General features: G+C 50.7%; 27 protein-coding genes and 1 tRNA gene. 23 read left to right on the top strand and 5 right to left on the bottom strand.

What is annotated here, in order from left to right; genetic code table 11:
• Position 1: 1 nt before the first annotated feature.
• The 7 genes from NLML1_RS02815 to NLML1_RS02785 are packed head-to-tail and all read left to right on the top strand — an operon-like array spanning position 2 to position 6,231.
• On the top strand, positions 2-1,513 hold the full coding sequence (locus NLML1_RS02815) for a methionine--tRNA ligase (protein WP_285441303.1): 1,512 nt from the start codon (positions 2-4) through the stop codon (positions 1,511-1,513).
• Between the two features lie 2 nt (positions 1,514-1,515).
• Positions 1,516-2,334: a TatD family hydrolase gene (locus NLML1_RS02810; RefSeq protein ID WP_285441302.1), complete on the top strand. Its 819-nt coding sequence runs from the start codon at positions 1,516-1,518 to the stop codon at positions 2,332-2,334.
• A gap of 13 nt (positions 2,335-2,347) precedes the next feature.
• Positions 2,348-2,710: a hypothetical protein gene (locus NLML1_RS02805; protein ID WP_285441301.1), complete on the top strand. Its 363-nt coding sequence runs from the start codon at positions 2,348-2,350 to the stop codon at positions 2,708-2,710.
• A 13-nt stretch (positions 2,711-2,723) separates the two neighbouring features.
• Complete coding sequence (locus NLML1_RS02800; RefSeq protein ID WP_285441300.1) at positions 2,724-3,227, top strand: hypothetical protein; 504 nt, start codon at positions 2,724-2,726, stop codon at positions 3,225-3,227.
• 33 nt (positions 3,228-3,260) lie between these two features.
• On the top strand, positions 3,261-4,415 hold the full coding sequence (locus NLML1_RS02795) for a cysteine desulfurase family protein (protein WP_285441299.1): 1,155 nt from the start codon (positions 3,261-3,263) through the stop codon (positions 4,413-4,415).
• Positions 4,412-5,008 carry a YdcF family protein gene (locus tag NLML1_RS02790; RefSeq protein WP_162454586.1) on the top strand — a complete coding sequence of 199 codons (597 nt, stop codon included), beginning with the start codon at positions 4,412-4,414 and terminating at the stop codon, positions 5,006-5,008. Before NLML1_RS02795 ends, NLML1_RS02790 begins: the two co-directional genes overlap by 4 nt.
• Positions 5,008-6,231 carry an MnmA/TRMU family protein gene (locus NLML1_RS02785; RefSeq protein ID WP_353961982.1) on the top strand — a complete coding sequence of 408 codons (1,224 nt, stop codon included), beginning with the start codon at positions 5,008-5,010 and terminating at the stop codon, positions 6,229-6,231. The genes NLML1_RS02790 and NLML1_RS02785 overlap by 1 nt, the downstream gene beginning before the upstream one ends.
• A 158-nt stretch (positions 6,232-6,389) precedes the next feature.
• On the opposite strand, the gene NLML1_RS02780 is transcribed toward NLML1_RS02785, so the two are convergent.
• Positions 6,390-7,103 (bottom strand): hypothetical protein, encoded by a 714-nt coding sequence (locus NLML1_RS02780; protein ID WP_285441297.1) that lies wholly within the window; start codon positions 7,101-7,103, stop codon positions 6,390-6,392.
• Positions 7,104-7,240: 137 nt separating this feature from the next.
• On the opposite strand from NLML1_RS02780, the gene rpsP reads away from it, so the two are divergent.
• From rpsP to NLML1_RS02765, 3 genes are all read left to right on the top strand, one after another.
• Positions 7,241-7,603: a 30S ribosomal protein S16 gene (rpsP, locus tag NLML1_RS02775; RefSeq protein WP_138077224.1), complete on the top strand. Its 363-nt coding sequence runs from the start codon at positions 7,241-7,243 to the stop codon at positions 7,601-7,603.
• Between the two features lie 128 nt (positions 7,604-7,731).
• Positions 7,732-9,252 carry a BspA family leucine-rich repeat surface protein gene (locus NLML1_RS02770; protein WP_285441296.1) on the top strand — a complete coding sequence of 507 codons (1,521 nt, stop codon included), beginning with the start codon at positions 7,732-7,734 and terminating at the stop codon, positions 9,250-9,252.
• A 42-nt stretch (positions 9,253-9,294) separates the two neighbouring features.
• The gene (locus NLML1_RS02765) at positions 9,295-11,199 is read left to right on the top strand and encodes an alanine--tRNA ligase (protein ID WP_285441295.1); all 1,905 of its coding nucleotides are present in this window, start codon (positions 9,295-9,297) and stop codon (positions 11,197-11,199) included.
• A gap of 42 nt (positions 11,200-11,241) precedes the next feature.
• Here NLML1_RS02765 and NLML1_RS02760 read toward each other — a convergent pair whose 3' ends face one another.
• Positions 11,242-12,084, bottom strand: a complete 843-nt coding sequence (locus NLML1_RS02760) for a hypothetical protein (protein WP_285441294.1) — start codon at positions 12,082-12,084, stop codon at positions 11,242-11,244.
• 78 nt (positions 12,085-12,162) lie between these two features.
• Here NLML1_RS02760 and NLML1_RS02755 point away from each other — a divergent pair, with 78 nt between their 5' ends.
• The 6 genes from NLML1_RS02755 (at position 12,163) to trmD (ending at position 17,780) form a co-directional block, all read left to right on the top strand.
• Positions 12,163-13,425 carry a cell division FtsA domain-containing protein gene (locus tag NLML1_RS02755; RefSeq protein WP_162323469.1) on the top strand — a complete coding sequence of 421 codons (1,263 nt, stop codon included), beginning with the start codon at positions 12,163-12,165 and terminating at the stop codon, positions 13,423-13,425.
• The gene (locus NLML1_RS02750) at positions 13,426-15,039 is read left to right on the top strand and encodes a baseplate J/gp47 family protein (protein WP_285441293.1); all 1,614 of its coding nucleotides are present in this window, start codon (positions 13,426-13,428) and stop codon (positions 15,037-15,039) included.
• Positions 15,029-15,433: a Holliday junction resolvase RuvX gene (gene ruvX, locus NLML1_RS02745; RefSeq protein ID WP_285441292.1), complete on the top strand. Its 405-nt coding sequence runs from the start codon at positions 15,029-15,031 to the stop codon at positions 15,431-15,433. The genes NLML1_RS02750 and ruvX overlap by 11 nt, the downstream gene beginning before the upstream one ends.
• Positions 15,434-15,438: 5 nt before the next feature.
• The gene (gene mltG / locus NLML1_RS02740; protein ID WP_285441291.1) at positions 15,439-16,518 is read left to right on the top strand and encodes an endolytic transglycosylase MltG; all 1,080 of its coding nucleotides are present in this window, start codon (positions 15,439-15,441) and stop codon (positions 16,516-16,518) included.
• Between the two features lie 61 nt (positions 16,519-16,579).
• Positions 16,580-16,972, top strand: coding sequence for a KH domain-containing protein (locus tag NLML1_RS02735; protein WP_285441290.1), 393 nt, complete (start codon positions 16,580-16,582; stop codon positions 16,970-16,972).
• A gap of 148 nt (positions 16,973-17,120) precedes the next feature.
• Entirely contained in the window at positions 17,121-17,780 is a 660-nt protein-coding gene (gene trmD / locus NLML1_RS02730) for a tRNA (guanosine(37)-N1)-methyltransferase TrmD (protein WP_285441289.1), read from the top strand.
• Here trmD and NLML1_RS02725 read toward each other — a convergent pair.
• Entirely contained in the window at positions 17,777-18,901 is a 1,125-nt protein-coding gene (locus NLML1_RS02725) for a hypothetical protein (protein WP_285441288.1), read from the bottom strand. The two genes, trmD and NLML1_RS02725, sit on opposite strands and share 4 nt — an antisense overlap.
• Before the next feature lie 247 nt (positions 18,902-19,148).
• Here NLML1_RS02725 and NLML1_RS02720 point away from each other — a divergent pair, with 247 nt between their 5' ends.
• A complete protein-coding gene (locus tag NLML1_RS02720; protein WP_162323463.1) occupies positions 19,149-19,649 on the top strand; it encodes a hypothetical protein in 501 nt (166 codons plus the stop codon).
• A gap of 21 nt (positions 19,650-19,670) precedes the next feature.
• On the opposite strand, the gene NLML1_RS02715 is transcribed toward NLML1_RS02720, so the two are convergent.
• Positions 19,671-19,745, bottom strand: a tRNA-Gln gene (locus NLML1_RS02715).
• Positions 19,746-19,749: 4 nt separating this feature from the next.
• Here NLML1_RS02715 and NLML1_RS02710 point away from each other — a divergent pair.
• The 3 genes from NLML1_RS02710 to NLML1_RS02700 are packed head-to-tail and all read left to right on the top strand — an operon-like array spanning position 19,750 to position 21,950.
• On the top strand, positions 19,750-20,325 hold the full coding sequence (locus tag NLML1_RS02710; RefSeq protein ID WP_285441287.1) for a phosphatase PAP2 family protein: 576 nt from the start codon (positions 19,750-19,752) through the stop codon (positions 20,323-20,325).
• Positions 20,326-20,366: 41 nt separating this feature from the next.
• Positions 20,367-20,861 carry a hypothetical protein gene (locus NLML1_RS02705; RefSeq protein ID WP_285441286.1) on the top strand — a complete coding sequence of 165 codons (495 nt, stop codon included), beginning with the start codon at positions 20,367-20,369 and terminating at the stop codon, positions 20,859-20,861.
• A gap of 18 nt (positions 20,862-20,879) precedes the next feature.
• Positions 20,880-21,950, top strand: a complete 1,071-nt coding sequence (locus NLML1_RS02700; protein WP_285441285.1) for a DNA recombination protein RmuC — start codon at positions 20,880-20,882, stop codon at positions 21,948-21,950.
• 54 nt (positions 21,951-22,004) lie between these two features.
• On the opposite strand, the gene NLML1_RS02695 is transcribed toward NLML1_RS02700, so the two are convergent.
• Positions 22,005-23,000: an aquaporin gene (locus NLML1_RS02695; protein ID WP_162323459.1), complete on the bottom strand. Its 996-nt coding sequence runs from the start codon at positions 22,998-23,000 to the stop codon at positions 22,005-22,007.
• Between the two features lie 56 nt (positions 23,001-23,056).
• Between NLML1_RS02695 and NLML1_RS02690 the strand changes: the two genes are divergently transcribed.
• Genes NLML1_RS02690 through NLML1_RS02680 form a run of 3 tightly spaced genes read left to right on the top strand, consistent with a single transcriptional unit; the run spans position 23,057 to position 25,296 of the window.
• Positions 23,057-23,293 (top strand): hypothetical protein, encoded by a 237-nt coding sequence (locus tag NLML1_RS02690; RefSeq protein ID WP_162323458.1) that lies wholly within the window; start codon positions 23,057-23,059, stop codon positions 23,291-23,293.
• A gap of 1 nt (position 23,294) precedes the next feature.
• Complete coding sequence (gene pheS, locus NLML1_RS02685; protein ID WP_285441284.1) at positions 23,295-24,338, top strand: phenylalanine--tRNA ligase subunit alpha; 1,044 nt, start codon at positions 23,295-23,297, stop codon at positions 24,336-24,338.
• Positions 24,339-24,369: 31 nt separating this feature from the next.
• Entirely contained in the window at positions 24,370-25,296 is a 927-nt protein-coding gene (locus tag NLML1_RS02680) for a hypothetical protein (protein WP_285441283.1), read from the top strand.
• Positions 25,297-25,311 lie beyond the last annotated feature (15 nt).

Raw genomic sequence — 25,311 nt, 5'->3', positions numbered from 1 at the left:
CATGACTAAACAACACGCCTACATCACTACTGCTATTCCTTATGTCAACGGTTTGCCACACATTGGGCACGCCATGGACTACATGTTGGCGGACGTGTGGGCGCGGTATCAGCGACAAAATGGCCGCGAGGTGCGTTTCCAGACGGGCGTGGATGAACACGGCAATAAAATTGCTGCCAAAGCTGCCAGTCAAAACCAAACACCGCAGGCCTATGTTGACCAAATGCACGGCAATTTCCAAAACATGATCGCTGAGCTGAATATTTCAGCGACGGATTTTATCCGCACGACTGATCCGCATCATGTTGGCGCGGTGCAATACATTTGGCGAAAACTTGCTGCGGCTGGCTACATCTACAAAAGCACATACGAGGGCTGGTACTGCCAAGGTTGTGAGGCATTCGTCACCGACAAGGAAGCAGCTGAAAATAATGGCATTTGTCCTGATCATCAGTCACCATATCAGCGGTTGAGTGAGGAAAATTATTATTTTAAGACCAGTGCATTTTCGGAGAACATTCGCCAGTCCATTGAGTCGGGCAAAATGAAAATTGTGCCAGAATTTCGTAAAAAAGAGTTTTTGGAATTGATGAAAGATGGCCTGAAAGACGTGTCAATTTCGCGCCCGCGAAAGAATTTGAGCTGGGGTGTGCCAGTGCCGGGCGATGATACGCAGGTGATGTACGTTTGGTTGGATGCGCTGAGTAATTACATCACAGTTATCGGCTATCCTGATCGCCCAGAGGAATGGCAGGCGTTTTGGCCAGCAAATGTGCAGGTGATTGGCAAGGATATCCTTCGCTTCCACGCTGGGATTTGGCCGGCGATGTTAATGGCGCTGGATTTACCACTGCCGAAAGTGCTGTTGGTACATGGATTTATCAACGTTGGCGGCGCCAAGATGAGTAAGAGCCTCGGTAATGGTGTCGGTCCAGCTGATATCATCCCGCACTATGGCGTTGAAGCCTTTCGCTATTATTTCCTGCGTCACGTGCCAACTCAGGATGACGGCGACTTTACGTGGGAGAAATTTGAAGCGGCCTATAACGGCGAATTGGGTAATGATCTCGGTAATTTGGTGCAGCGGGTGGCCAAGATGGTGCAGTCGTATCAGGCAGGCGTCATCGGCGATGCGCCGCAGGCCGAACACGACATGGGCCCATACCGCCACTTCATGGAGAGCTTTGCTTTCAACCAAGCCATGGATGAAATTTGGCAAATTATCCGTGCGCTAAATCAGTACATTGAGCGTGTCCAGCCGTGGCAGGTTGCCAAAAAGCGCGCTAAGGACCCAGAAGCGGAAGCACATTTGGGCGAGATTTTGGCGTATGCTTGTGGTACGTTGCTGCAAGTGTCTGACATGCTGCGCCCATTTATGCCGCAAACTGCCGAGAAAATTCACGACATGTTCGCCAGCGGCGTTGTGCCATCGCGGCTGACCCCACTGTTTCCGCGTAAATACCTGCACACAGCCGATCCGCGCGCGCCAAAAGTAGAAACCCAAGGAAAATAGTCATGACTCCGGCGACAAACAATAATGCGGCAATAGATTTACGCTTGATCGATTCGCACTGTCATCTGCATGACACCGAGTTTTTCAATGACAATCGCGAGGAGCTATACCAGCAGTCAATCGCAGCGGGCATTGGCATGATTTGTGTTGGCACTGACGAGCGCAGCAGCCAACAGGCAGTGGAATTTGCTGCGAATCACGACTATACTTGGGCGGCAGTTGGCGTTCATCCGCATGACAGTAAAGATGGCTGGGGCGACGTTGAGCGGCTACTGAAAGCCAAGACGGAGAATTCACCAATTGTAGCGATTGGCGAGATTGGCCTTGATTATTATTACAATCACAGCCCGCGCGATGTGCAGATTCAGGCACTGGAGGCGCAGCTGCAGTTGGCTGTGGATTATAGCCTGCCGGTTAGTTTTCATGTTCGTGATGGTGCGCCTGACCAGCCGTCGGTGTGGGATGATTTTTGGCCAATTTTTGATAATTTTCATGGCCTGCGCGGCGTGCTGCACAGTTTTACTGATACGCGCCTCAATTTGGAGAAGGGGTTTGCCCGCGGACTCTACGTTGGTTTGAATGGCATTAGCACGTTCACTAAAGACCAAACGCAGCGAGAATTGTTCGCCTCCATACTGCTGGAGCGGTTATTATTAGAAACCGACGCGCCGTTCTTGACACCAAAGCCATTTCGTGGTAAGCTGAATAAGCCAGAATATGTGGAGTTGGTGGCACAGTATTGGGCGGCGGAGCGCAAGCTAGTGCTTCGTGACCTTGAAAAGGCAGCGACCGATAACACGGTAACACTTTTTGGCTTGTAACAGTGGAGAGATAATGAATCAGCAGCCAAGACCAATCACAGAAATGATGTCGATTCAAAAGGCGCGGGCCGAAGCGCTGGATTTGGCGACGCAAGCACACCCAGAGCGATCACAGCGAGTGGCGCCGCGTCTGTCCGCAGCAGCGGTGCGCGGTAGTGCCGAGGTGGTGGCTGGTGCGGCCGAGCCGGCGAAGGTATCGCTAGCGGAACGGCGCAAGCTAGAAGAATTAGTTGAAGAATGTTTGCGAACTGTTGAAGCAATTGGTGGGCGCATTGCGGCGTATCGAGTGGGTTATAATGCAGCTACAGCAAGAACACTCGGCGCGTCTGACACCATGCCAAAGGATCATAGAAATAATTATAGACGAGCAGCCTAAAAGGAGGTGATTTATGCCAACGATTCTCAAAAAAGCCCTTGGTCTCGTCTTGGCGGATAACACGCGTCTTTCACGCTCGTCTCAATCGGCAAAGCCGGTCCACACTGCCTCAGCGCCAAAGGTTCCGAAATCGACGCGCTCGCTGCTGCGACTTACTCGTAAAGACCGGCCGCTGAAAAAATTAACTGAGCGTGAGCTGATTCAGCTGGAGAGTGAAATTGGTGCAACGATTTTTGGTGACAAGCCTGATCACGTCGTCCGACGGACGTTCTTTAACCTCGATAAAACGACGTGGATTTGGCACGAAGAGGTGATGAGCAAGGATGGCAAGCGCCACGAGCTGACGACGCGCTACGAGGTGCAGCCGAAGGGTATCTTGAAAATCCAGCCTAACTATCAGTATAACTATCTCGAAGGCCAGGAGCTACAAAATTTTGTACTGGCGGTCAATGAGTATCATGAACGGGTAGCGCGCCAGCTATATAATCGCGATCCGAAAACTGGGCAGTTGGTGTAGCCGCCATCAGGGCCGCTTGGTATAATAGTATGTGTGGAATCCTCTATGATATATCTTGATCACGCTGCTGCTACGCCAATGGATCCGTTGGTGATTGAAGCAATGCAGCCGTATTTTTCCGAGAAGTTTTTCAATCCATCCAGTCCATATGCACCGGCGGTCACCGTCAAGCGTGATTACCGCGAGGCAAAGTCGCGCATCGCCCGGGTACTGGGTGTGGCTGCGGATGAATTAGTGATGACAGCTGGCGCCACGGAGTCTATTAATTTGGCATTTACCGTGGCGGGTGGCGTGAGTTTAGTTTCGACGATTGAGCATAGCTCGGTTATCAATTCTGCAAAAGCGCGCTCTGACGTTCGGCTTATCCCACCGATGAACAATGGACGCATCGATCCGCAGGCTGTTAAAAAACTGCTGACGCCAGACGTTAGTTTTATGAGCATCGCGCTGGCGAATCATGAGCTGGGGTATATCCAGCCCGTTGAAGAGATCGCGGAAGTTGTGAGGCTCGAGCGCGTCAGGCGCCAAGAAAATGGCGAATCAACGCCGCTCATTTTTCATACCGACGCCTCGCAGACCGCAGCGCTGATGGATGTGAAAATTAAACGGCTGGGTGTTGATTTGTTGACGCTATCAGCGGCAAAAGTTTATGGGCCGAAGCAGGTTGGTTTGCTATGGATGCGGCCGGGCGTCAAGCTACAGCCGAACATTGTCGGCGGCGGGCAGGAGGCGGGTCTGCGCAGCGGCACGGAAAATGTGGCTGGCGTGGTCGGTTTTGCGACGGCGCTGGAACTAGCCGCCAAGCGTCGCAGCGGTGAAGTAAAACGGCTGCGAGGACTGCGTGATACGTTAGCAAAAAAACTATTAGCGGCTTTCCCTGACATGATTATTTCTTCTGATCAGAAAAAATCGCTAGTTAATTTCCTCAATATTTCATTTCCTGGTGTTGACGCCGAACGATTGGTGTTTTTATTGGAAGCGCGCGGCGTGCTGGCGGCGACGGGTAGTGCCTGTGCGGCTAATTCGGGGACGCGATCACATGTTTTGGCGGCGATTGGGCTAAGTGATGCGGCGATTGATGGTAGTCTGCGGCTGACGTTGGGGCGGTTGAACGATGAGACTAATGTGTGTCAGGCGGCAGAGTTAATCATTGGGGCGGTGCGGCGCGAGAAGGCGAGGATGCAGTGATTCATCGGTTAATCGGCTTGGTATTAATTGCGATCGCAGTCATTGTCGGCCTGAGCTATTATTTGTCGCCGGATGACTTGAAAGATTGTCCACGCCCGGGCTCGGGGCAATGTCAAAAAGCGGGCGCCATCATTGTCATCAGCGGCGGTGACACGGAAGCGCGCACGGCTGAGGCAGTCAAATTATATCAAGCTGGCTGGGCGCCGACTATTATCTTATCCGGTGCTGCAGCCGATAAATCCGGCCCGTCTAACGCCGCCGCCATGAGAAAACAAGCCGAAGCGGCGGGTGTGTCAGCTGCGGCCTTGGTGATGGATGAACGTTCAGAAACCACTAAGCAGAATGCCCAAGAAGTGGCAAACATCATAGCGCAGCGTGGCATCAAGCGTGTCATTCTGGTCACCAGCGGCTATCACATGCGGCGGGCACTGGCCGAGTTTTCAGCACAACTGCCGAACGTTGAACTGCGGGCGCATCCGGCGGCGCAGGATAAGCATTGGAGTGCATGGTGGTGGCTGACACCGTGGGGCTGGTGGCTGGCGGTCGGCGAATTGCTGCGGATCGGTTTATTTGCGCTGGGAGTGTCGCGCTGATGGCTCGGGTATTCGTCGGTATGTCAGGCGGCGTTGATTCGTCGGTAGCGGCAGCGCTATTGGTCGAGCAAGGTAACGACGTCACTGGCGTCTATATGAAAAATTGGTCAGAGGATTTGCCGGGTATGCACTGTCCATGGGCGGAAGATGTGGCTGATGCCAAGCGCGTGGCAGTGGGGCTGGGAATTGATTTTCAAGTGTTTGATTTTCAGAAAGAGTACAAGCAAAATGTCGTTGACTATATGATCCGCGAATACCAAGCGGGTCGGACGCCAAACCCTGATGTAATGTGTAATCAAGAGGTGAAGTTTAAGTTATTTTTGGAAGCGTCGTTGGCAGCGGGTGCGGAGTATATTGCGACGGGGCATTATGCACGAGCTGAACATGTAGTAGACGGTGCAGTGTTGGGTAGTTCTGGCGCGGTTGCCTCACGCCATGGTGTTCACGTTGATCCGTCACTGTCGCCTGCGGAACTCACTGCGTTCAGACAGTCCTCGGCGATTCAGGACGAATCAACGTTCACGCCTGGGTTCGTCAAAGCGCCATCATTACCCAACGCTGCTCGCTTACTTCGGGCGCACGACGACAATAAAGACCAAACCTATTTTTTGTACCGTGTGACGTCCGAGGCGCTGGCGAAAACTATGTTCCCGCTCGGCGATTTTACCAAGGTTGAGGTGCGCGAGATGGCCAAAGAGCGGGGTTTGTGGACGGCCAGTAAAAAAGAATCGATGGGGATTTGCTTTGTTGGGCAAGTGGGAATTCGTGAGTTTTTGTCAGAATATGTTGAGACTAGACCAGGCGATATCATTGATCAGCCAACGGGCGCGATTGTTGGCCGGCACGGCGGGGCGATATTTTACACTTTGGGGCAGCGGCACGGCTTGAATGTTGGTGGCGGCTTGCCGTACTATGTCGTCGGCAAAGATATGGCCAAGAATGAAGTTTACGTGTCCCGCTCAATTGATGATGATAATTTGTGGCGGAAAGGATTGACACTGGCTGACGTTCACTGGATTAACCAGCCGCCAAAAGACGGCACCTACCACATCCGAGTGCGACACCGAGCGCCATTGATCAAGGCGGAAGTTACACGTGTGAATAATAATGATGGCGAGAAAATAACGATTGCCCTGTCTGAACCGCAGCGCGCCGTCGCCCCAGGTCAGTCAGCCGTAATATATGACGGCGAGGAATGTTTGGGTGGCGGGATTATTTGCTAAGTCATTTAATAGATTACTGTTGCTATCGCTCCGTCTCTGGATTGATCATGATGGCAATTAATACCGGGTGCCTCAAGATGGCGTTCCTCTTTTTCTGCTCTGTTGGCTACGGCTTTTGTTGGGTAAATTATACACTTTGCGTCAAGAATGATAAAAAGTTAATTAGCGATTACTTGAAGTTTCTGTGATAGATTCATGCGCTTACGAAAATCGTAGCCCTGCGCTTCAAAACGCATCAACTGCTGGTAGTCGAATATGTTGTCTAACATATAGACGACTAGTTTTGAATAATCCTCTCTAAGCTCATCTTTATTAACCGAGTCATCATTAATTGTCATACCCTGTAAATCGTAGAAGAATAAGCGCATTGATCCATCGGGCAAAGCGGCAAACGATATGCTGTCTCGTGACAGGACGATTCCCGATTGTGTGAGCGTGGCGATATCGGCGCCAAAACCAGTGATATAGGAAGAAATATCTGAAAAATGTTCAATATGAGAAAGTGGACCGTGTGTATATGTCTGTGTTCCATCCTTGCCGTCAAAGACCTTAAAAGGAAGGTCAGAAAATGGCGTCATGCTTAGTACTGGTAATTCCCGACCGTTTATAGTAGTAACCATTATTTCGTATTCTGGAATGGTGAGAAGTCCTAATTCAGACAGTAGTTTCGCGTTTTCGGGTTCTTGTAATACACTGTTCCATTTCTCTGCCTGTGTATCGGGATCGTCAATACTATTCGGTATCGCCAGCGCCCTTCTTTTTCCATTAATGATTGCGTCAAATACTGTTTTTGAGCCGCCTTCGCCAAGCAGACCCGAAATAATAAAATCTGTATCATCGATTTCTCTTGGTTGGATATGTTCATGTGGCATATTTGGATATTACAACAGATAGACATAAAAAGTCAATAGCAGACTCAAGACAGAATTGACGTACATAGCGAAATAGTGTACACTCTCTAGGAGTAATACATTAATCAAAGAGTTGTAAGAAAAGGAAGAAATCACACATGCTAGCAATTCGTTTGCAACGGTTGGGTCGCAAGGGTTATCCGGTGTACCGCCTGGCAGTACAAGAGGCGCAGCGCCATCCATCAAGCGGTCGCGTGGTCGCGTATGTCGGCAGCTACAATCCACACACTAAAGCAGCAAATATTCAGGCTGAATTAGCACAGAAATATTTGGACAATGGTGCCCAGCCAACACCGCGTGTTGTTAAGTTATTGAAAGAAGCTGGCGTCGCCTTGCCAAAGTGGGTTAAAGAGCCAGCTGCTGATAGGCACAAAGCCATCCGCAATCCAGAGAAGCTTCGTAAAAACCAGCCAAAAGAAGAGCCAGTTCAGTCAGATACTGATGAGTCAGGCGCTGAATAATACGACGTAATAAACTGAGACATTTCCCGTCCGCGATGAGGGCGGGATTTTCTTGACAATGGAGGGCTTAGTCACGTATTATTTGAGGTAATAGTACAACGAAGTAACTTGAATATGATAGGGGGTTTATGAAATATTTACGACGACGTATGCGCGCACTGCCGATACTAACGGCGGGAGTTATCATGCTCGGTGTTAGTGGCCTGACGCTACTTGCGATGACGCAGCCAGCGAAAGCTGATCCAATTAACAATACTGATTTTGTCATGACGATTGACACCACGAAACCAGGCGTATCAAACACCGATCAATTTACTATACCGGTGACAGGCGGGGGATATAATTATACGGTCGACTGTAACAATGACGGTATTCCTGACGCTGTGGGTGTGACCGGTAGCCATACCTGTACATACAGCGACGAGGGTCGTCACACAATTCGTATCGGCGGTACATTCCCGCAGATTTATGTGAATAATGCCGGTGATCGTTTGAAAATCATGTCAGTTGACCAGTGGGGAACGGGTGCGTGGCGCAGCATGGACTCGGCGTTTCGGGGCGCTGAGAATATGGACGTCAAGGCGACTGACGTGCCAAATCTCACGAACGTAACGAGCTTACAGAGCATGTTCGACACGGCTCACTCGCTCAAGGGTGAGGGTGCCAACTGGCAATGGAATACATCAAATGTGACGACAACCGCTAATATGTTCCATGGCGCCGGACAGTTTAACCAAAACATCGGTTCGTGGAACATGGGAAATGTGACGAGCGCTGGCCATATGTTTGCGTATGCAGGGGCGTTCAATAACGGCGGCAGTTCGTCAATTGCCAGCTGGAATACTGCAAAACTTGAATACGCTGATAGTATGTTCGAGTGGGCAAATTCGTTCAATCAGCCGATCGGGCTGTGGAATATGACGAAGGCACATGCTATGGTGCGGATGTTGGCCAATGCGCGGGCATTCAACCAGTCGCTGGCTGGCTGGCAATTGACTTCGCTACAAGATGTTACGGGGAATCCGTATGCTGGCGGGGCGAATATGCTTGATAATACGGCGCTATCGGTGCAAAATTACGACGCAACACTGACTGCCTGGAATAACGCAGTACTCAAGTCACCAGTGACGCTGGGTGCGGCTAGCCTGAAATATTGTACGGCGGAGGCGGCGCATGCAGTGCTGCAAAAGACAGTGGCCGACGGTGGTCATGGCTGGACGATCAATGGTGATGCCAAGCAGTGCCCGACCTACACGCTGACGTTTGATACCGGCTCAGGCTCACCGGTACCATCTCAAACGGTCGCCTACACTGCCAAAGCGGTGCGGCCAGCTGATCCGACGCGGGCTGGCTATACTTTTGCTGGGTGGTACGCTGATCCAACTTATCTGATGCAGTGGGACTTTAACGTCCATACGATGCCAAATTCTAACTTCACGCTATACGCTAAGTGGAACGCTGTGCCAACGGCGCCAGGCAATCCAGGTGCTCCTAGCCAGCCGGGTCAACCAGGGCAGCCGGGCGCTTCGCAGGGTCAGTCGGGTAGTCAGCTAGCCGATACCGGTACGAGTTTGCTGGTAGCGATCGGGGCTGGGGTTGCTGCTGTTGTCGGCGGTGCAGTGCTGATGATGCGGAAAAAACGCTCATAAAGATCCAGAGTGTCTGAGGCGACTTGTGCTATAATTGCTCCTATGAACGCTCAAGAAATTCGCCTCAAATACCTCAACTTTTACCGCAAACAGGCTCATGCAGTCATCAAGCGCGCGCCGCTGATTCTAACCGACGATCCGACAACGCTATTTACCGGTGCGGGCATGCAGCCGATGATCCCATATTTGCTGGGCGAGCCGCATCCTGAAGGCAAGCGGATCGCTGATTCGCAGACGTGCTTGCGAGCACAAGATATTGATGATATCGGCGACAACCGCCACACGACGTTTTTTGAAATGCTCGGTAACTGGAGTTTGGGCGATTATTTCAAACAAGAGCAGATCAATTGGATGTGGACGTTCTTGACCGAAGAAATTGGGCTTGACCCGCAGCGGCTATACGTGACATGTTTCATTGGTGCGCCGGAATATAATATCGCCAGGGATACTGAAGCGGCCGAGTTATGGCAGCAGAAGTTTGTCGAAAAAGGCATCGAGGCTGGACTAGCCGATATTGGTAGCGAGGAGCAGGGCGCAGCGCGCGGTATTCATCCGGGTGAGCGGATTTTCTTTTATGATAGCAGCAAGAACTGGTGGAGTCGTAATGGTGGGCCGGAAACTACGCCGATTGGTGATCCGTGTGGGCCGGATAGCGAGATGTTTTATGAGTTTGACTTTATCGAGCATGATCCGAAGTTTGGCGAGCATTGTCATCCGAACTGCGATTGTGGTCGTTTTATGGAGATTGGCAACAATGTCTTTATGGCCTACAAAAAGGTGGCGGACGGTGTGTTTGAGCCACTAGAAAAGCCAAACATTGATCATGGCTCAGGCCTGGAGCGAATTGCGGCGGCCGTGAATAATGACCCTGATGTTTTCAAGATTAGCTTGCTATGGCCAATCATCGAGAAATTGCAGGATTTGAGCGGCAAACAGTACGCTTCACATACCGAAAGTATGCGGGTGATCGCTGATCATCTGCGGGCTGCTACCTTTATGGCGGTCGATGGCTGCGTGCCGAGCAATAAGGAGCAGGGTTATGTGATGCGCCGCTTACTGCGCCGGGCGATTCGCTATAGTTTCGATCTGGGAATTGAGCAGAATTTCCTCGAGGAAATCGTGCCGGTGATTGCTGATTTGTATGAAGCAGATTTCCCAGAGGTTAAGGAAAACCGCGAGAGTATCATCGCTGTGCTGGTCAAGGAAGAAAAAGCCTTCCGCCAAACGCTGCGCAAAGGCTTAAAGCAGATGCAGCATTATATCGACGATGGCTTAACTGGCGAAGAGCTATTTACGCTATATGATACGTTTGGCTTTCCGGTGGAGCTGAGTACCGAGGAGGCCTATAAACAAGGCATCAAGCTTTCTGATAATTGGCGCGCTGAATTTGATGCGCGAATGGCTGAGCAGCGCCAACGCTCCAAGACAGCACGCAAGGGGCAATTTAGCGGCGGCCTGGAGGGTCACGATCCGATTCATTTGAAATATCATACGGCGACGCACTTGTTGGGAGCAGCGCTACGCAAAGTCCTCGATGCACCGGATTTGCAACAGCACGGCAGCAATATCACTGCTGAGCGCCTACGCTTTGATTTCAATCACGATAAATTGACGCCAGAGGAAAAACAGGCAGTAGAAGATCAAGTCAATGCTTGGATCGACGCTGATTTACCAGTCAGCTTTGCCGTCTATCCGACTGACGAGGCGCTGAATATGGGCGCAATCGGCGCCTTTGGCGAGCGCTACGGTGATGAAGTGAAAGTTTATTCTATCGGCGAGGGCGATAATGTCGTTAGTTTCGAAGTTTGCGGCGGCCCACACGTCGAACACACTGGCGTCTTGGCTGAGGGCGGTAAGCGCTTCACCATCACTAAAGAAGAGGCGAGTGCTGCTGGGATTCGGCGGATTAAGGCTGTTCTTAGTGAGGGCGCTGCAGACGCTTCTTGATTGTAGTTTTGTATAGAGGTAGGATATCGTGGGCTAAAGGCGTTATCTATCAAGCTGCTCCAATATAGCAAACGGGTCGTTGTCTGTACGAATTGTCTCGTTGAGCCGTTTGCAGGCTTGAACTGCGCGATCAGTTATTGTGTCTGGATTAGTCTGGAGAAGGTGTCCGTGCGTCGTTGATGGACTAATTATTGTCTGGGCATCAACTACACCGGTATACGGGTTTACGACAACGGTGAGGGTATCTTTGATTGCTTGCTGTCCGACTTCCCGTAGAATTTTACTATTGCGCAGTACATATCGCTCTTTGGTGCGTGGTTTTGAGGTGGATTTTGACCGCGTCTTTTTATATATAGCATCAATCGCGACCACATCGGTCATTCCAAGCCCAACAGCTGGTTCAAAAAATTCACTACAAAAACGAGTAAGACGATCTTTCTCTATCATGGGGATTTCATCAAGCAACTGCCACATGGTGTTGTCACTAACCTTACGTGTGGGGTTTGTATAGTATTCGCTTGTGCGGATGGAGTCGACTCCGCCAAGGGCGGCCACGATATCTTCATTACTAAGGAGGCCTGTCCAGGTTGGTGTATGCTTTGGCCGAACGAGCCGTCTTCCGAATTGACCTTCCCGTAGCTCAAGGTCAGCGGCAAAGGCTAGGCCGCTGGCGATAAGTTCTCTCAGAGCAGCTAGGTGCAGTATCGTATCCTTTTCGCGATATGTGCCTGTGATGTGTACAGCACTGGGTGTACAGGTATTGTTAACAGTATCAGCATGTAATCCGATAATTTCACGTTTTAAGGTATCACGCTGCTCGGCGGACAGTTTGCGTGACGCAGTGTATGATAAAGTGTCACCATCATGACGGAATGCAGAATACATAATATGTATTATACAACTAAATAATATTTTGTCAAAACTAGCCAATCCACACCCAAATGGTATATAATCATAAAGACTATGGTGTTAGATAGGCTTTTCAAGAAGACAGACAAAGATGAACACCAGTACCTGGTCGGTCTCGACATTGGTACGGAGTATATTAAGGCGCTGATCGCCGAGATCAAGGATGATGATATCGAGATCATCGGAGTTGGTCGGGCGCAGCAGAATCTGGGCGACATGCACCAAGGCGCGATCGCTGATATCGCTGGTGTGGTGACCAATTGCGAGGCGGCACTGACCGAGGCTGAGGATAAGGCCGGTGTTCAGGCCAAGCGGGTGATCATCGGTATTGCCGGTGAGCTGGTCAAGGGCGTGACCAACACCATTCGCTATCGCCGGCCGCAGCCCGATAAACCACTGGATGTTGCCGAGATGGAATTCATCATTGAGAAGGTGCAGGAACGAGCACAGGGCAAGGCGCAGGCGCAGATTGCGCTGGAAACTGGCAACGAGGACGTCGAGGTAAAGCTGGTTAATTCAGCACTGGTCAGCATTCATATTGATGGCTACAAGGTGTCAAACCCGATCGGTTTTCAGGGGCGGGACGTCGCGGTACAGATTTATACGGCATTTGCACCAATGGTGCATATCGGAGCGCTGGAAAAGGTGGCCGACGAGTTAGCGCTGGAGCTAATCGCCGTGGCGGCCGAGCCGTTTGCAGTCAGCCGAAGTGTGCTCGGTACAGATGCGAATTCTAATTTTACGGCGATCTTGATCGACTGCGGTGGTGGCACGACTGACATTGCGGTCGTCAATGACGGCGGCGTTGAGGGCACCAAGATGTTCGGCATCGGTGGGCGGAGCTTTACGCGGATGATTGCGACGGACCTTGATCTGGGTTATAAAGAGGCGGAAAAGTTGAAGGTAAATACTGATAATGGTTACATCAAACCAACCCTCAAGCGCAAACTTGACGAGGCAATTGATAAAACACTTGAGGTATGGCTGTCGGGTGTTGAGCTGGCACTCGGTGATTTTGACAGCGTCGATCATTTGCCGAACCGAATTTTGCTGTGTGGCGGTGGCGCGAGCTTGCAGCAGCTGGTTGATGCACTCGCCAATCAGCCATGGTACAAGGAACTGCCGTTTACGAAAAAGCCAACCATTCAGCATATCAAGCCCTCCGATGTCATCGGTATCACTGATACGACCGGTGATATCACGGATCACACATTTATCACGGTGATGGGCCTGCTGCGGGTTGGGTATGATACAATGGTAAGTAATCAAGACGCTCATGGCTTGATGGATAAAGTTAACCGATTACTTAAAATATAGATGAATAAAGATGTTATTTACATTGACGTCGAAGATGATATCACTGCCATTGTTGGCAAGATAAAGGCGTCGAAGGAACGGATTATCGCACTGGTGCCGCCCAAGCGAGTTGGTGTGTTGCGTAGTGCGGTTAATATGCGGCTTATCGCTCGGACGGCCGCGTCGGTTAATAAGCGAGTCGTACTGATTACTGGTGATACGATTCTGTCTGGTCTCGCGGCGGCAGCCAAAATTCCGGTGGCCAAGACGCTCCAGAGCAAGCCAGAAATGGCCGAGGTGCCGGTACTGAAGGTGGACGACGAAAATGACGTCATCGACGGGCGCGAGCTACCGGTTGGCGAGCTAGAAAAGAGCGCGCAACCTGTTGATGAAACGGATAAAGCGATTGATTCAGCCATCGCTGATTCATCCAAAAAGCAAGACGACGAGACCTCAAAACCGGCGGATAACGCCAACAAGAACAAGACAGCGCCAAAAGTCCCGAACTTTAATCTATTTCGTAAAAAGTTTCTGCTGATCGGCGGCGGTGCGCTGCTACTCATCGGGTTTTTGATATGGGCAATTTGGTTTGCGCCGCACGCGCGAGTAATTATCACGGCCAAGACAACAACCGTGACGGTAAATAAGAAAGTAACGCTCAAGACTGATGGGGCGACTGACCCGGCCGCTGACATGATCAAGGCCCGCCGACAGGAGCAAAAAGTAGAGCTGTCCGTTGAGTTTTCGGCGACCGGAAGGAAGAAAGTTGGTGAGCGTGCCAAGGGTAAGTTGCGTATCGCAACTGACTCGATCAGCCTGCTCGATAAGACTGTTCCGGCCGGTACCTCGATTCGTACAAGCGGCGGGATGACCTTTACGACCGATAGCGCGGTGACGTTTAGTCGCTCCAATGCCTCGGGCTCAACGGTCATGGTGACGGCTGCCAATATCGGGGCGGAATATAACGGTGAAAGTGGTTCGGTATCGGGAATGCCATCAGGAGTTAACGCGACACTTGTTGGCGAGACCTCGGGCGGTAGTAGTCGTGAGGTGACGGTGGTTAGCAGCGACGATGTTAAGCGTGCCGGCGATTTATTGAACGAAAAAAAGGCCGACTCTCTTCGCACCAAGGTCGAGCAGTCATTCGGCGGATCAACTGTTGCTATCAAAGAAAGCTACCAAGAACAGCGTAGTGCGCCAACTCCAAGTGTCGCCGTTGATAGTGAAGCGACTGGTGCAGTGACGCTTAAAACAGTGGTAACCGCCTCGATGGTTGGTATCGAAAAATCAGAGCTAAGCACCTACCTCAAGGCGACCGCCAACAAGGAACTAGAGGGCAAGCAGTCGCAAAAAATCTATAAAGATGGTGTTGATAGCGCAAAGTTTGCACAGTTCAGCGGTCAGGGCGGTAACTTTATTACTCACATCACTGCCAATGCCGTTGTCGGCCCGACCATTGATGAGGAAAAGGTCAAGGAGCAATCACGCGGTAAAAGCTATGGCGACATTCAGTCGGCGCTCGAAGCCATCAAGGGTATTGAAAATGTTGATGTGAAATTCTCTCCGTTCTGGGTGCGCACCGTACCAAATGATACCAAACGAATAAGCATCGAATTTAAGCTCAATGAAAGCTAAAAACTTTCTAGCGCTAGATGTGGGCGAGAAGCGGATTGGTTTAGCTATGGCCGATTCACAGGTGCGGATCGCGGTACCGTTTGGCTGGGTGGCTAATGACGAGCGGGCCATGAAGGAGCTGGCAGAGATCATGTTGCGGCACGATATCTCGCTGGTAGTGGTCGGCTATCCGCGCAATCAGTCTGGTGAGCCAACACAACAAACAGAGTTCGTGGTCGATTTTGTTAGGCGGTTGGGTCAGCTGGACATTGATGCCGAGATCGCTTATCAGGATGAGTCGCTAACCAGCGTTCAGGCCGAACAGCGCCTAGCTGGCAAGATCAAAGATAAAGGCGACATCGATGCCGAGGCAGCGAGTATTATTTTGCAAGATTATTTGGAGGTGCACGGATGAAGAAAATGAAGATCAAAAAACGGCGGTTGTGGCTCATTATCGTATCGGCAGTTGTCGCGGTGGCGGGTGTGGTGATACTTGGCAGCGTCATTTGGTACAAACAAATGCTTCGTCCGGTCAACGCCGGGGCGCGGCAAAAAATTAGTGTCGAAATCGCCAGTGGCGACACGGCACAGGTTATCGCCAAAAAACTTGAAGATAAAAAAATTATTCGCAGCGCCTTTGCCATGACGATTTACCTCAAGTTAAATAACGTTACCGGCACCTTCAACAAGGGCGTGTACAGCTTTACACAAGATCAAGATGTGGCGTCGGTGCTTAAGCATTTACTCGGTGGCAAACCGGATCGGCGTTCGGTACTATTTTATCCAGGGGCAACACTACGCGACAAGACCTCGACTCCCGCTACTCAAAAGACCGCTGTAGCCAGCGCCCTCAAGCGCGCTGGCTACAGCGATGAGCAAATTACAGCCGCCTTCGCCGCTACGTATACCGGTGCGGTCATGAAAAGCAAGCCAGCGACCGCCGATCTCGAGGGCTATATCTATGGCGATACGTACTTCTTGCCGTCAGACGCCACCGCCCAGCAGGCCTTGCAGCGGGCCATCAGCGAGCTAGACCGGGTGGTGGCTGAGAATAATCTCGAGAAAAAATTTGCGGCGCGAGGGCTGTCGCTGTATCAGGGCTTGACGCTGGCTTCGATTGTTCAGCGCGAGTCAATTGGCTGCCCGGGTAAAGCGACCTGTGAGGATATGCGGCGGATTGCCAGCGTGTTTTATAACCGTCTGAAAAAGGATATGCCACTCGGGTCAGACGTGACCTATCATTATGCCGCCGATAAGGCTGGCGTCGCTCGCTCGCACACGCTTAATTCACCGTACAATACGCGCATTCACAAGGGGCTGCCGCCTGGGCCAATCGCTTCGCCTGGTCTCGCGGCACTGAATGCTGCGGCCGATCCAGCCCAGGAGGATTACCTTTATTTCTTGAGCGGCGACGACAACATAACTTATTTTGCGAAGACCGAGGCTGAGCACAAAGCGAACATTACCGCCCACTGCGCCAAAAAGTGCCAATTGCCATAGTTGCCCTCGGCAAATCGCCTATGCTATACTAGGAGTACAGTTAATTCCAAGGAGGGGCAGTATGTCAACGATAGATCAGCAATTTGTAGAATACGTAGTAAAGGCGCTGGTTGGGCATCCAGAAGATGTCGTCGTCGAGCGTTTGATTGACGAAAAAGGGGTGTTACTCACGCTGACGGTCAACCCAGAGGATCTCGGTCGGGTCATCGGTAAGCGTGGCGGTACAGCGCAAAGTCTGCGGACGCTGCTCAGGGCATTGGGGACGAAAAATGATGCGCGCTACAACCTGAAAATTGTCAATAATGACGGCTTTACAGGTGCTAAACAAGCTACGACTACCGCTTCGGATAATGATTCTGTGGACAACTCAACAGATGAAACTGTGGAAAATAGCTCTTCTTATACAGAAAATGCTCGAAAAGAGCTTGCAGAACTGGACGACCTTGATATATAATCATAACTAGTTCAAGCACAGACAATATGCGAGAACAGCTCTATGCGAGCAATGGGTAACCATTGAGAGCCTTATTTGTGCTAAAAAACCGCCTGGCTAGAGGGCGGTTTTTTGGTGGTTTCTATGTGGGCGCGGTATAATAAAAGGTATGCGAAAATTTCAAGTCATTACCCTGTTTCCCGAAATGTTCTCTGGAGTGTTTGAAAATTCAATGATGTGGAAGGCGCAAAAAGACGGTATTGTTTCGCTCGAGACGGTGAACTTGCGTGAATTTGGTCTGGGGCCGCGTCGGCAGGTGGATGATACGCCGTATGGCGGTGGCGATGGCATGCTACTGATGATCAAGCCACTGTGGCGGGCGGTGGAGTTCGCCAGGTCGCGTGACGAGAGTGCAAAGGTTGTCCTAATGAGTCCACGTGGTCGGCGCTGGCGGCAGGCGATGGCGCGTGTGGTGGCGGATGAGGGCCGGGGGCTTATCATTATCTGCGGGCGATATGAGGGTGTTGACGAGCGCATTATGGAATTGGTTGATGAGCAGTGGAGTATCGGTGATTTTGTGCTGACTGGCGGCGAGCTGCCGGCGATGACCATTATTGATTCGATCGTGCGGCTGCTGCCAGGTGTGCTGGGCGGTGAAACGTCAGCGGAGATTGAGAGTTTCTCAGACGGCGAAACACTAGAGTATCCACAGTACACTCGGCCAGAGGTATTTAATGGCTTGCGAGTACCGGAAGTCTTACTGAGTGGGCATCACGGCAAAATCGCTGAGTGGCGCAAACAGCAGTCGCAAAAAGCAACTGTTGATTAGGCGGATAGCAGCGACTCTTGTTCGTAGCCATTGACAGCAGGAGTCGCTAATGCCTTGGCTTTTGCGACGAACTCCTCGAGTTCAGCTAGCTGTTCGGGCGGCATATTTCTTGGATCGTCTCGACAGGCATGCCGCATGGCCGATACGGCTGTCTTACCGAGGCGGGTCTCTGATGTCTTTCGCTGAGCTCCAGAGCTGGTTTCTGCTATAAGGTCAAAGCTGGGCTGGGCATTGATAATTCGTAGTTCTAGGTCTCTAATCTGCTGTTCAATATAGTGATTGCGCTTCTTGGCGCCAAGGAGGTCTTCAACAATGGTATTCGCCACGATATGAAGGTGATTCTCGACATAGGTCTCACAGTCTTCCCCGTCCATGGTTTGCCCGAGCGAGAGCAACTTCTTATACAGCTCACCTCGTTTGCGCATTAGCGGCTCGAGTTTGACGAGAGTCGAGTAGGGGAGGATATCACCATGAGTGGTAGCGAGTTTTTGGATACTTTCCGGTAAGCGTTGAAACCGTAGCGCAGTACTAATAATGCCTTCACTAATCCCGGTCATCATAGACAGTCGCCTGTAGGTTGGTTGTGCCCCTTCTTTGTCTCGGAGGTAGATATATAGTTGCTCAATATATTTGGCAGTTTCAGTAGGTGACACTTTCTCGTGCGTATTCTCGCGCACTTGGGCAACGAGTGCCTCCTCGAAGGTAATGCCACGGCGAAGATTGACATTTACTAGGGTGCATTCCGGCGCAATGCCATGTTGGCTCAGTAGCTGCTCGATAGCGCGTTTACGACGATGCCCAGAGATTAGGATGACGTAGTTACCATCATCATCCGGTGTGAGATTATCGATTGACTGAGATCCTTTATGAAACGCAGCGTGTTCCTTGAGGTATTGCTCCGCCTCCTCTGGTGTGAGGCAGGCGGCTAGGAGAGGATTGTACATATCGAACCAAGTATTACCGTCTTCCTCGTGAACAATTGAAGTCGCTAGCTCAGTGATTGCCCCTGGATCATATGTTTTACGAATCTGCTCAATTTCATTAATGGCAGGTAATGGTACGGGTGCGGTATTTTTTGGACCAAACTCAACAAACCCTCTCGACTCACGATATTCTTTCATATTGTTACTATAGCACGTATACGCTATATATAGCGTTGTGATTTATCCAACAACGGAAAATACCGCTACATACTCGTAACGGTATTTTGTTGTGGTGGATGTCGTAGAGCGAAAGAAACGTCAGTAGTGTTTGTTTTTGTATCGTTCGCTTGTTGTTACTGTACGTGTTTTTAGTAAAAAAAGCAAGCGTTTTGGTAAATAATACAACAAGCTTGAGCTTTTTAAGGCGGGTCGGTATACTGTATCTATGAAGAAAACAGTGACCAAGCAGCCAATGTCAGTTGTGCAGATCGTGCGGCGAATTATTGCTGGATACATTCTCGTCATCGTCTTGAGCCAGCTATTCTCGTTTGATAAGTTTCCATCAATGCTCGCTGGACTGCCGGGCATGCTGGCGGCAGTGTGCGCTATCGTTCTCGTTGTCACAGAGGTTGGGGCGCTACCATTTCTACTCGCCATGGATATATCGGCTAGACTGAGAAAAGTAAGTGCCGTGATGGGCGTCGTGGCGCTACTGCTGTTGACGCTGCTAGAAAGCATGGCGTTCTGTCACGGAGTATCAATGATATTTGGGGCGACGTTTGACCTACCGGGCGGTAGCTGGTCGCTCCTGTTTCTGGCCGGCGTGTGGATTTTGGCAATATGGGCAAGTGGTTTCGGCCAGGGTGCGATGACCACGGTAAAATCTCAAGAAACATCAACTGACCATCAGGCTCATACCAAACCAAAGCGTAAGAAAAAAGATTGACAAAACGTCAATCCTTTTTCTTGGCTGGGGATGAGGGATTCGAACCCCCGAATGCCGGGACCAGAACCCGGTGCCTTACCACTTGGCGAATCCCCAACGCGTGTCTGATTATACTACGGATGGTAAAGCGGCGCAAGCCAGCGGGTCGAGCGCAGGGTTTGACGCCGACGCCCAGCAGGGTATAATGGGGCTTATGGATATTTCATGGATGGTGAAAATTGTTGCCGACGGGCTGGTGATCCCGGTGGTGTTGATCGGGATGTATACGCTCATCCGACACGTACCGCGAGATCGGCGCCATCAAGTGTATACACGAGTGCTAATGGCGGGGCTGACGGCGTTCGTCGCAGCAAAAATTATCGGGTTGCTATATCAGCCATCAGGCCTCCGTCCGTTTGAACTGGCGGGCGTGAGTGCTGGCGCCTCGTTTTTGGATAATCCGGGCTTCCCGTCTGATCACGCCCTGTTCACGATGGCCATCACGCTGGCGGTGTGGTTCGGCGCGAAGTGTCGAGGGTGGGCCGTGGCCTGTTTAGTGATGACGCTACTGGTTGGTATAGGGCGGGTGGTGGCATTGGTGCATACGCCGCTTGATGTGGCCGGGGGGCTCATTATCGCTTGGGTGGGCATATTCTGGTACATGCCGTTGCGACAGGCGTCACGCACTGCAAAATAGGGTTGCGGTTTTATCAAATTATTGGTATAGTTGTATCTATTGTGAAGTGGTTTGAGAAAGTTTTTCACGAGGAAGAATCAGATTATATGTTTCCCGTGACGCCGGCGGTGTTCTGGCGAGTTGTCATCAGCGGTATGGTTGGCGGTGTCGTGACATGGCTGATTGCCCTGGCGCTTGATCGCTTTATCCTAAAGCAGATTATTTGTGGCCCGACGGCCGACCCATCAATGTGTACGAACAGTGCGCAAATTGGTGCCTACGTTGCGCTGGTATTGGTCAGCGTTATGCTCGTACCGATTATCGCCCTCAATCGAGTCAGGCGGCCGCTGCTCGTGGTACTCGCTGCGGTTGGCGCACTGTGGGGTGTCGGCGTCTCGACTGCTGAGGTATGGTGGTTGTCGCTGATGATAACAACTGTGGCGTTTGGCTTCGTATACGCAACCGCGATGTGGCTGAACCGGACCCGCGGCAACGTGGCGGCGATTATCGTTTTGGCTATATTCGTCCTGTTGGCGCGAGTTGTCTTGTCTCTGTAATCCCTGTACACTAAGAGTATGGAAATCATTATCATTATTCTCTTAGGTATTATCGTTATGGGGTTAGGTGCGACATTGTTTGTGCTGCAGTCGAAGTTAAGCGAGCTGAAACAGCAATCATCAGTCGAGCTCATCAAAACTGACGTGGTGGAGCTGGGGCGAACTATCGCCAAACTGAATGAATCAGTCAGCGACAAATTAGAGCGCAGCAATGCTCAAGTGCAAACTTCGGTGCAAAAGCAGCTATCGGAAAGTGCCAAATTGGTGGCTGACGTAACACAGCGGCTGGCCAAGTTGGATGAGACGAACAAACGGGTGGTCGACGTGGCGACTGACCTAAAGACCCTGCAAAATGTCTTGCAAAATCCGAAGCAGCGTGGTGTGTTCGGCGAATTCTACCTGGAAAGCGTGTTGGATAATGTACTGCCTGCCAAGCAGTTCCAGATGCAATACCGCTTCAAGGATGGCGAGACTGTTGATGCAGTTATTTTTCTAGACAAGGGGCAGATGTTGCCGGTGGATAGTAAGTTTAGCTTGGAAAATTACAACCGGATGATTAACGCCGAGACCAAGGCTGAGCGCGAGCTGTGGCTGAATAAGGTGAAGGCAGACCTCAAGGGGCGCATTGACGAAACCAGCAAATATATCCGCCCGCGTGAGCATACTATGGACTTTGCCTTTATGTTCATCCCGAGTGAGTCGCTGTATTATGACTTACTCATTAACAATGTCGGGGCGGGCGGTTCGAGTCGCGATTTGATCGAATATGCCTTTCGTGACAAGCGCGTGATTATCGTCAGTCCGACCAGCTTTTTAGCGTATTTGCAGACGGTGCTGCAGGGCCTGAGGAGTTTACAAATTGAAGAGCAGGCCAAAGATATTCAGGTACGCGTCGGCCAGCTGGGCGTGCACATCAAAAAGTTTGATGAGCTGATGACCAAGATGGGCAAGAGCCTCAGTACGACTGTCGGGCATTATAATAATTCGTACAAAGAGCTGGGCAAGATTGATAAAGACGTGGTGCGGATTACTGGCGGCGACCACCAAACACAGCCAGAGTTAATCGACCGACCGGCGCAGGAAGACTAACGCAAAAAATATCCCGCCAAAAGAGGCGGGATATCGTTATGGTAGAACTATGATTTACTCTTCTTCCTTATTGCGGTAGTTGATGAGCAAGAACAAGTTACCGCCGAGTGCTGCACCAACGAGCGTCGCAGCGATTACCTCAAGGCTGAGGCGGGTATACAGCTTCTCTGTTTTTTGTGCTGGTGCCGAAGCATTTTGTAGCTGTGAGTTAGTCTTTTCCGTAACCGCTAGAGCAACTGCTGGGTTCAGTGTTGCACCGCTGATATACACTTCGCGTGGGTAGGTGCGCTGATCCTTTAGCTGCTGAGTTTGCCGAGTCGCATTTGCTTGCTCTTCTTGGTACTTTTGAACAGCAGCATTTTGGGCGAGTGGTAGCAATGCACCGCTAACCACCAAGCCAAGTGTCAATGACATACCAATGACCACGGCTTTACTGGTATTCTTGAGATCAGTGCGCGATAGGGCTGCGCTGATGCCAAACATAAAGACCGCCATACCGACGAGCTCGACGGCAAAGATCGCCCACGAGAAAGTGGTGAATTGGTCAAAGTTAATGACGAAGCTGCCTGATGAAATTGCTCCCATCAAGACAACGGCAGCCATTGCGCCAAGGAATTGTGCTGCCCAGTAGAACGGCACGAGTATAGCTCGAAGCTTGCGCATCGTCCAGAGACCGAACGTCACGGCTGGGTTAATGTGCGCGCCAGAGATTGCACCAATACCGAGTACTAGTACTACCAGTGCGAGGCCGACATAAAACGGCGTCATCATATATGCCGAGAATAAGGCGACTAATGTCAAAATAAATGTGCCGGCAACTTCAGCCAATACGATGTTGACAAGGTTGCGTGGTAGTTTGCTGTCTAGTTTTTTACGCGGCGAGCTAGTCCTGACAGGCTTAACGGCAGTCGATTTGACCTCTGGTTTTTTCGCCTCAGTTTTGCTGGTGACGCGCGTTACGGTTGTTTTCGATGTAGCAGCTGCAGCAGTCGTCTTCTTTGGACTGGATTTTGCAGTCGCGGCCTTTTTAGTAGTCTTCTTCGTGGCCATAGTCCCTCCTTACTGTACTATTACTATCATTATAACATATCTGGTATAATCGACATATGGGATTATTTGTAAATCAACAAGATCGGCGCAGTGAACTACAAGAACGCATTGCGGCGGAGCTGCGCGAGAAGGCCAAAGCGTCGGGTCTGCAGGAAAAAGCCAGTCTAGACGGCGTAGAGGATGTAAAATATTTGGAAGATACGAAGCAGACGACGACGCTGGCGCCAGCTTGGATTATAATTGTGATCATGGCAGCCGTGGTTGTTGGGATGTTTCTAATGCAGGGGCGATGACATGGAAAAATTGGATGAAGTTCGAGCACTATTATTATCGCGCGTAGCCGAGGCGGCTGAACCGCGCAGCGTGTTGCGGAGCGCGGAGCTGCGGGAACTATACGGCGTTATCGCGACGCTACCGAGTGAAGAGCGCGGGGCGTTTGGTAAGAAAGTCAATGAGTTGAAGCAGGAATTGGAGCGGGTGATCGCGGCTCGTGAAGCTGAATTATCGAAAGTTGATTTACCGCCAATTGACGTGACAGCGCCGATGGATGTCAATGCGCCGCAACCCGATTTGCTGCCGAGTGAGCGCGGCACGATTCACCCGCTGAGCGCCGAGATTGAGCGGATTTCTGACATTTTTAATCGCATGGGTTTCGTGACGGAAGAATCGCGCGAGATTGACGATCAATTCCATATGTTCGAGAGTCTGAATTTCCCGAAAGGTCACCCAGCGCGCGATGATTATGACACGTTCATGACTGAGGAGACTGACGCTAATGGCGACCGCTTGATTGCGCCGGCGCACACCTCGACCATGCAAAACCGCGTGCTGAAAAAATATCATGGTAATTTAGAAAACGGCGAGGCGATCGCCGCCATCGTGCCCGACCGGGTGTTTCGTAACGAAGATTTGGACGCGCGGCACGAGCACACGTTCTACCAAGTTGAAGGTGTGTATGTCGCCAAGGGTGTCAATGTCGGCAACCTCATCGCGACGTTGCAAGAGTTTTTGCAGGAATATTACGGCAAGCAATTGGATGTGCGCGTCAATCCATTTTATTTTCCGTTCACCGAACCGAGCTTTGAATTTGCGCTGAGCTGTCCGTTTTGCGAAGGCAAAAATCCGGACTGTAAAGTCTGTTCGGGCGAAGGCTGGATTGAGCTATTAGGCTGCGGCATGATTCACCCGAATGTGCTGAAAGCTGCTAACATCGATCCGAATGAATACACCGGCTTTGCCTTTGGCTGCGGCATCGACCGCTTGGTGATGATGAAATACGGCATCGAGGACGTGCGGCATTTTGAGAGCGGTAAGTTGGACTTTTTGGAGCAGTTTTAATTCAGTCAATTAGTCCATTTGGAGATATGTGATGATTAAGCGCAACGTCTTTCTCTACAACATCACCAATCGCGACGATGAGGGGTACGGCAGCTATCCGTTTGAGGATGTTCTTCGTGATCTGATGAACCTCGAAGAAGACGATAGGAATTGGCAGTACAATCCGAATGATGATGAGTCTTTCATGCGGCTTTTGCAGTTTGATAAGCTACATAAAACCAGCGAACTATCCAAATGCTATGCTGGCATCATCGCCGTGTATGGGTCAAATGTGATTACTATAGGCAAGGACGATGATGATCTCGTCAAGCGCTATCCGCTGCCTGATGGGCAGCTGCCGGTGCAAGTGGTGCATTTTCTGTACTATGCTGATAAGGGAATTATGGCATTAGAATACAACCGAAACGTCGCCACAAACGTAAAGATTTTAGCGTATATTAATAATCAAGTAGTAAAACTTTCGCTTTCTGAAAAGGCAGCATTTATCGGGACGGTGATTTGTCATCCAGACGCCATCGAGTTAATCAGGCGGGCGCATCGTATAAAATCCGCGAAGATATTTGTTCCTCGCGAAGCCATAGAACACAATAATAAAATTAGCCAACTAGCGAAGAGTTTATTCTCCGCACCTTTGATCGATAATCGTACTGATACACTTGGTACTATCGTCATTGATTTTCGGCCGAGTAGAGGTAAGTTTCTGTCTCCTGGCGCGTACATTGATCACTATATGAAGGAGTTTCCGGGTGTCGAAAAGCAGGTTTACGAAGTTGAGATTGAAGAGGGCATGGAAGTGACGTCGGTTAACATTATGCAGCCGCAGTTCAAGAATACAATTGAACTGCCAGACAGCAGCATCGAAGATCGAGAAGAATATGACAACCAGGTTTTTGGTAAAATCCACGAGGTGTATCAAGCAGCCACCAATGTCATAACGGGAGCCAACAATGTGGACTAGGCGATGGAGTTCTAT

This window comes from Candidatus Nanosynbacter lyticus (assembly GCF_030253515.1).
In the GTDB taxonomy this organism is placed as follows: Bacteria; Patescibacteriota; Saccharimonadia; order Saccharimonadales; family Saccharimonadaceae; genus Nanosynbacter; species Nanosynbacter lyticus_A.
This window is presented reverse-complemented; position numbering and strand designations above follow the sequence as displayed.

What these genes read in the sequence shown, in the direction of transcription:
- NLML1_RS02750 (WP_285441293.1), top strand. Translation starts at nt 13,426, where the DNA reads ATGAATAAAGATGTTATTTACATTGACGTCGAAGATGATATCACTGCC.
- NLML1_RS02720 (WP_162323463.1), top strand. Translation starts at nt 19,149, where the DNA reads ATGAAGAAAACAGTGACCAAGCAGCCAATGTCAGTTGTGCAGATCGTG.
- NLML1_RS02805 (WP_285441301.1), top strand. Translation starts at nt 2,348, where the DNA reads ATGAATCAGCAGCCAAGACCAATCACAGAAATGATGTCGATTCAAAAG.
- NLML1_RS02755 (WP_162323469.1), top strand. Translation starts at nt 12,163, where the DNA reads ATGGTGTTAGATAGGCTTTTCAAGAAGACAGACAAAGATGAACACCAG.
- NLML1_RS02765 (WP_285441295.1), top strand. Translation starts at nt 9,295, where the DNA reads ATGAACGCTCAAGAAATTCGCCTCAAATACCTCAACTTTTACCGCAAA.
- NLML1_RS02800 (WP_285441300.1), top strand. Translation starts at nt 2,724, where the DNA reads ATGCCAACGATTCTCAAAAAAGCCCTTGGTCTCGTCTTGGCGGATAAC.
- NLML1_RS02735 (WP_285441290.1), top strand. Translation starts at nt 16,580, where the DNA reads ATGTCAACGATAGATCAGCAATTTGTAGAATACGTAGTAAAGGCGCTG.
- NLML1_RS02785 (WP_353961982.1), top strand. Translation starts at nt 5,008, where the DNA reads ATGGCTCGGGTATTCGTCGGTATGTCAGGCGGCGTTGATTCGTCGGTA.
- rpsP (WP_138077224.1), top strand. Translation starts at nt 7,241, where the DNA reads ATGCTAGCAATTCGTTTGCAACGGTTGGGTCGCAAGGGTTATCCGGTG.
- NLML1_RS02760 (WP_285441294.1), bottom strand. Translation starts at nt 12,084, where the DNA reads ATGTATTCTGCATTCCGTCATGATGGTGACACTTTATCATACACTGCG.
- NLML1_RS02815 (WP_285441303.1), top strand. Translation starts at nt 2, where the DNA reads ATGACTAAACAACACGCCTACATCACTACTGCTATTCCTTATGTCAAC.
- NLML1_RS02700 (WP_285441285.1), top strand. Translation starts at nt 20,880, where the DNA reads ATGGAAATCATTATCATTATTCTCTTAGGTATTATCGTTATGGGGTTA.
- mltG (WP_285441291.1), top strand. Translation starts at nt 15,439, where the DNA reads ATGAAGATCAAAAAACGGCGGTTGTGGCTCATTATCGTATCGGCAGTT.
- trmD (WP_285441289.1), top strand. Translation starts at nt 17,121, where the DNA reads ATGCGAAAATTTCAAGTCATTACCCTGTTTCCCGAAATGTTCTCTGGA.
- NLML1_RS02770 (WP_285441296.1), top strand. Translation starts at nt 7,732, where the DNA reads ATGAAATATTTACGACGACGTATGCGCGCACTGCCGATACTAACGGCG.
- NLML1_RS02810 (WP_285441302.1), top strand. Translation starts at nt 1,516, where the DNA reads ATGACTCCGGCGACAAACAATAATGCGGCAATAGATTTACGCTTGATC.
- NLML1_RS02725 (WP_285441288.1), bottom strand. Translation starts at nt 18,901, where the DNA reads ATGAAAGAATATCGTGAGTCGAGAGGGTTTGTTGAGTTTGGTCCAAAA.
- ruvX (WP_285441292.1), top strand. Translation starts at nt 15,029, where the DNA reads ATGAAAGCTAAAAACTTTCTAGCGCTAGATGTGGGCGAGAAGCGGATT.
- NLML1_RS02695 (WP_162323459.1), bottom strand. Translation starts at nt 23,000, where the DNA reads ATGGCCACGAAGAAGACTACTAAAAAGGCCGCGACTGCAAAATCCAGT.
- NLML1_RS02690 (WP_162323458.1), top strand. Translation starts at nt 23,057, where the DNA reads ATGGGATTATTTGTAAATCAACAAGATCGGCGCAGTGAACTACAAGAA.
- NLML1_RS02680 (WP_285441283.1), top strand. Translation starts at nt 24,370, where the DNA reads ATGATTAAGCGCAACGTCTTTCTCTACAACATCACCAATCGCGACGAT.
- NLML1_RS02780 (WP_285441297.1), bottom strand. Translation starts at nt 7,103, where the DNA reads ATGCCACATGAACATATCCAACCAAGAGAAATCGATGATACAGATTTT.
- pheS (WP_285441284.1), top strand. Translation starts at nt 23,295, where the DNA reads ATGGAAAAATTGGATGAAGTTCGAGCACTATTATTATCGCGCGTAGCC.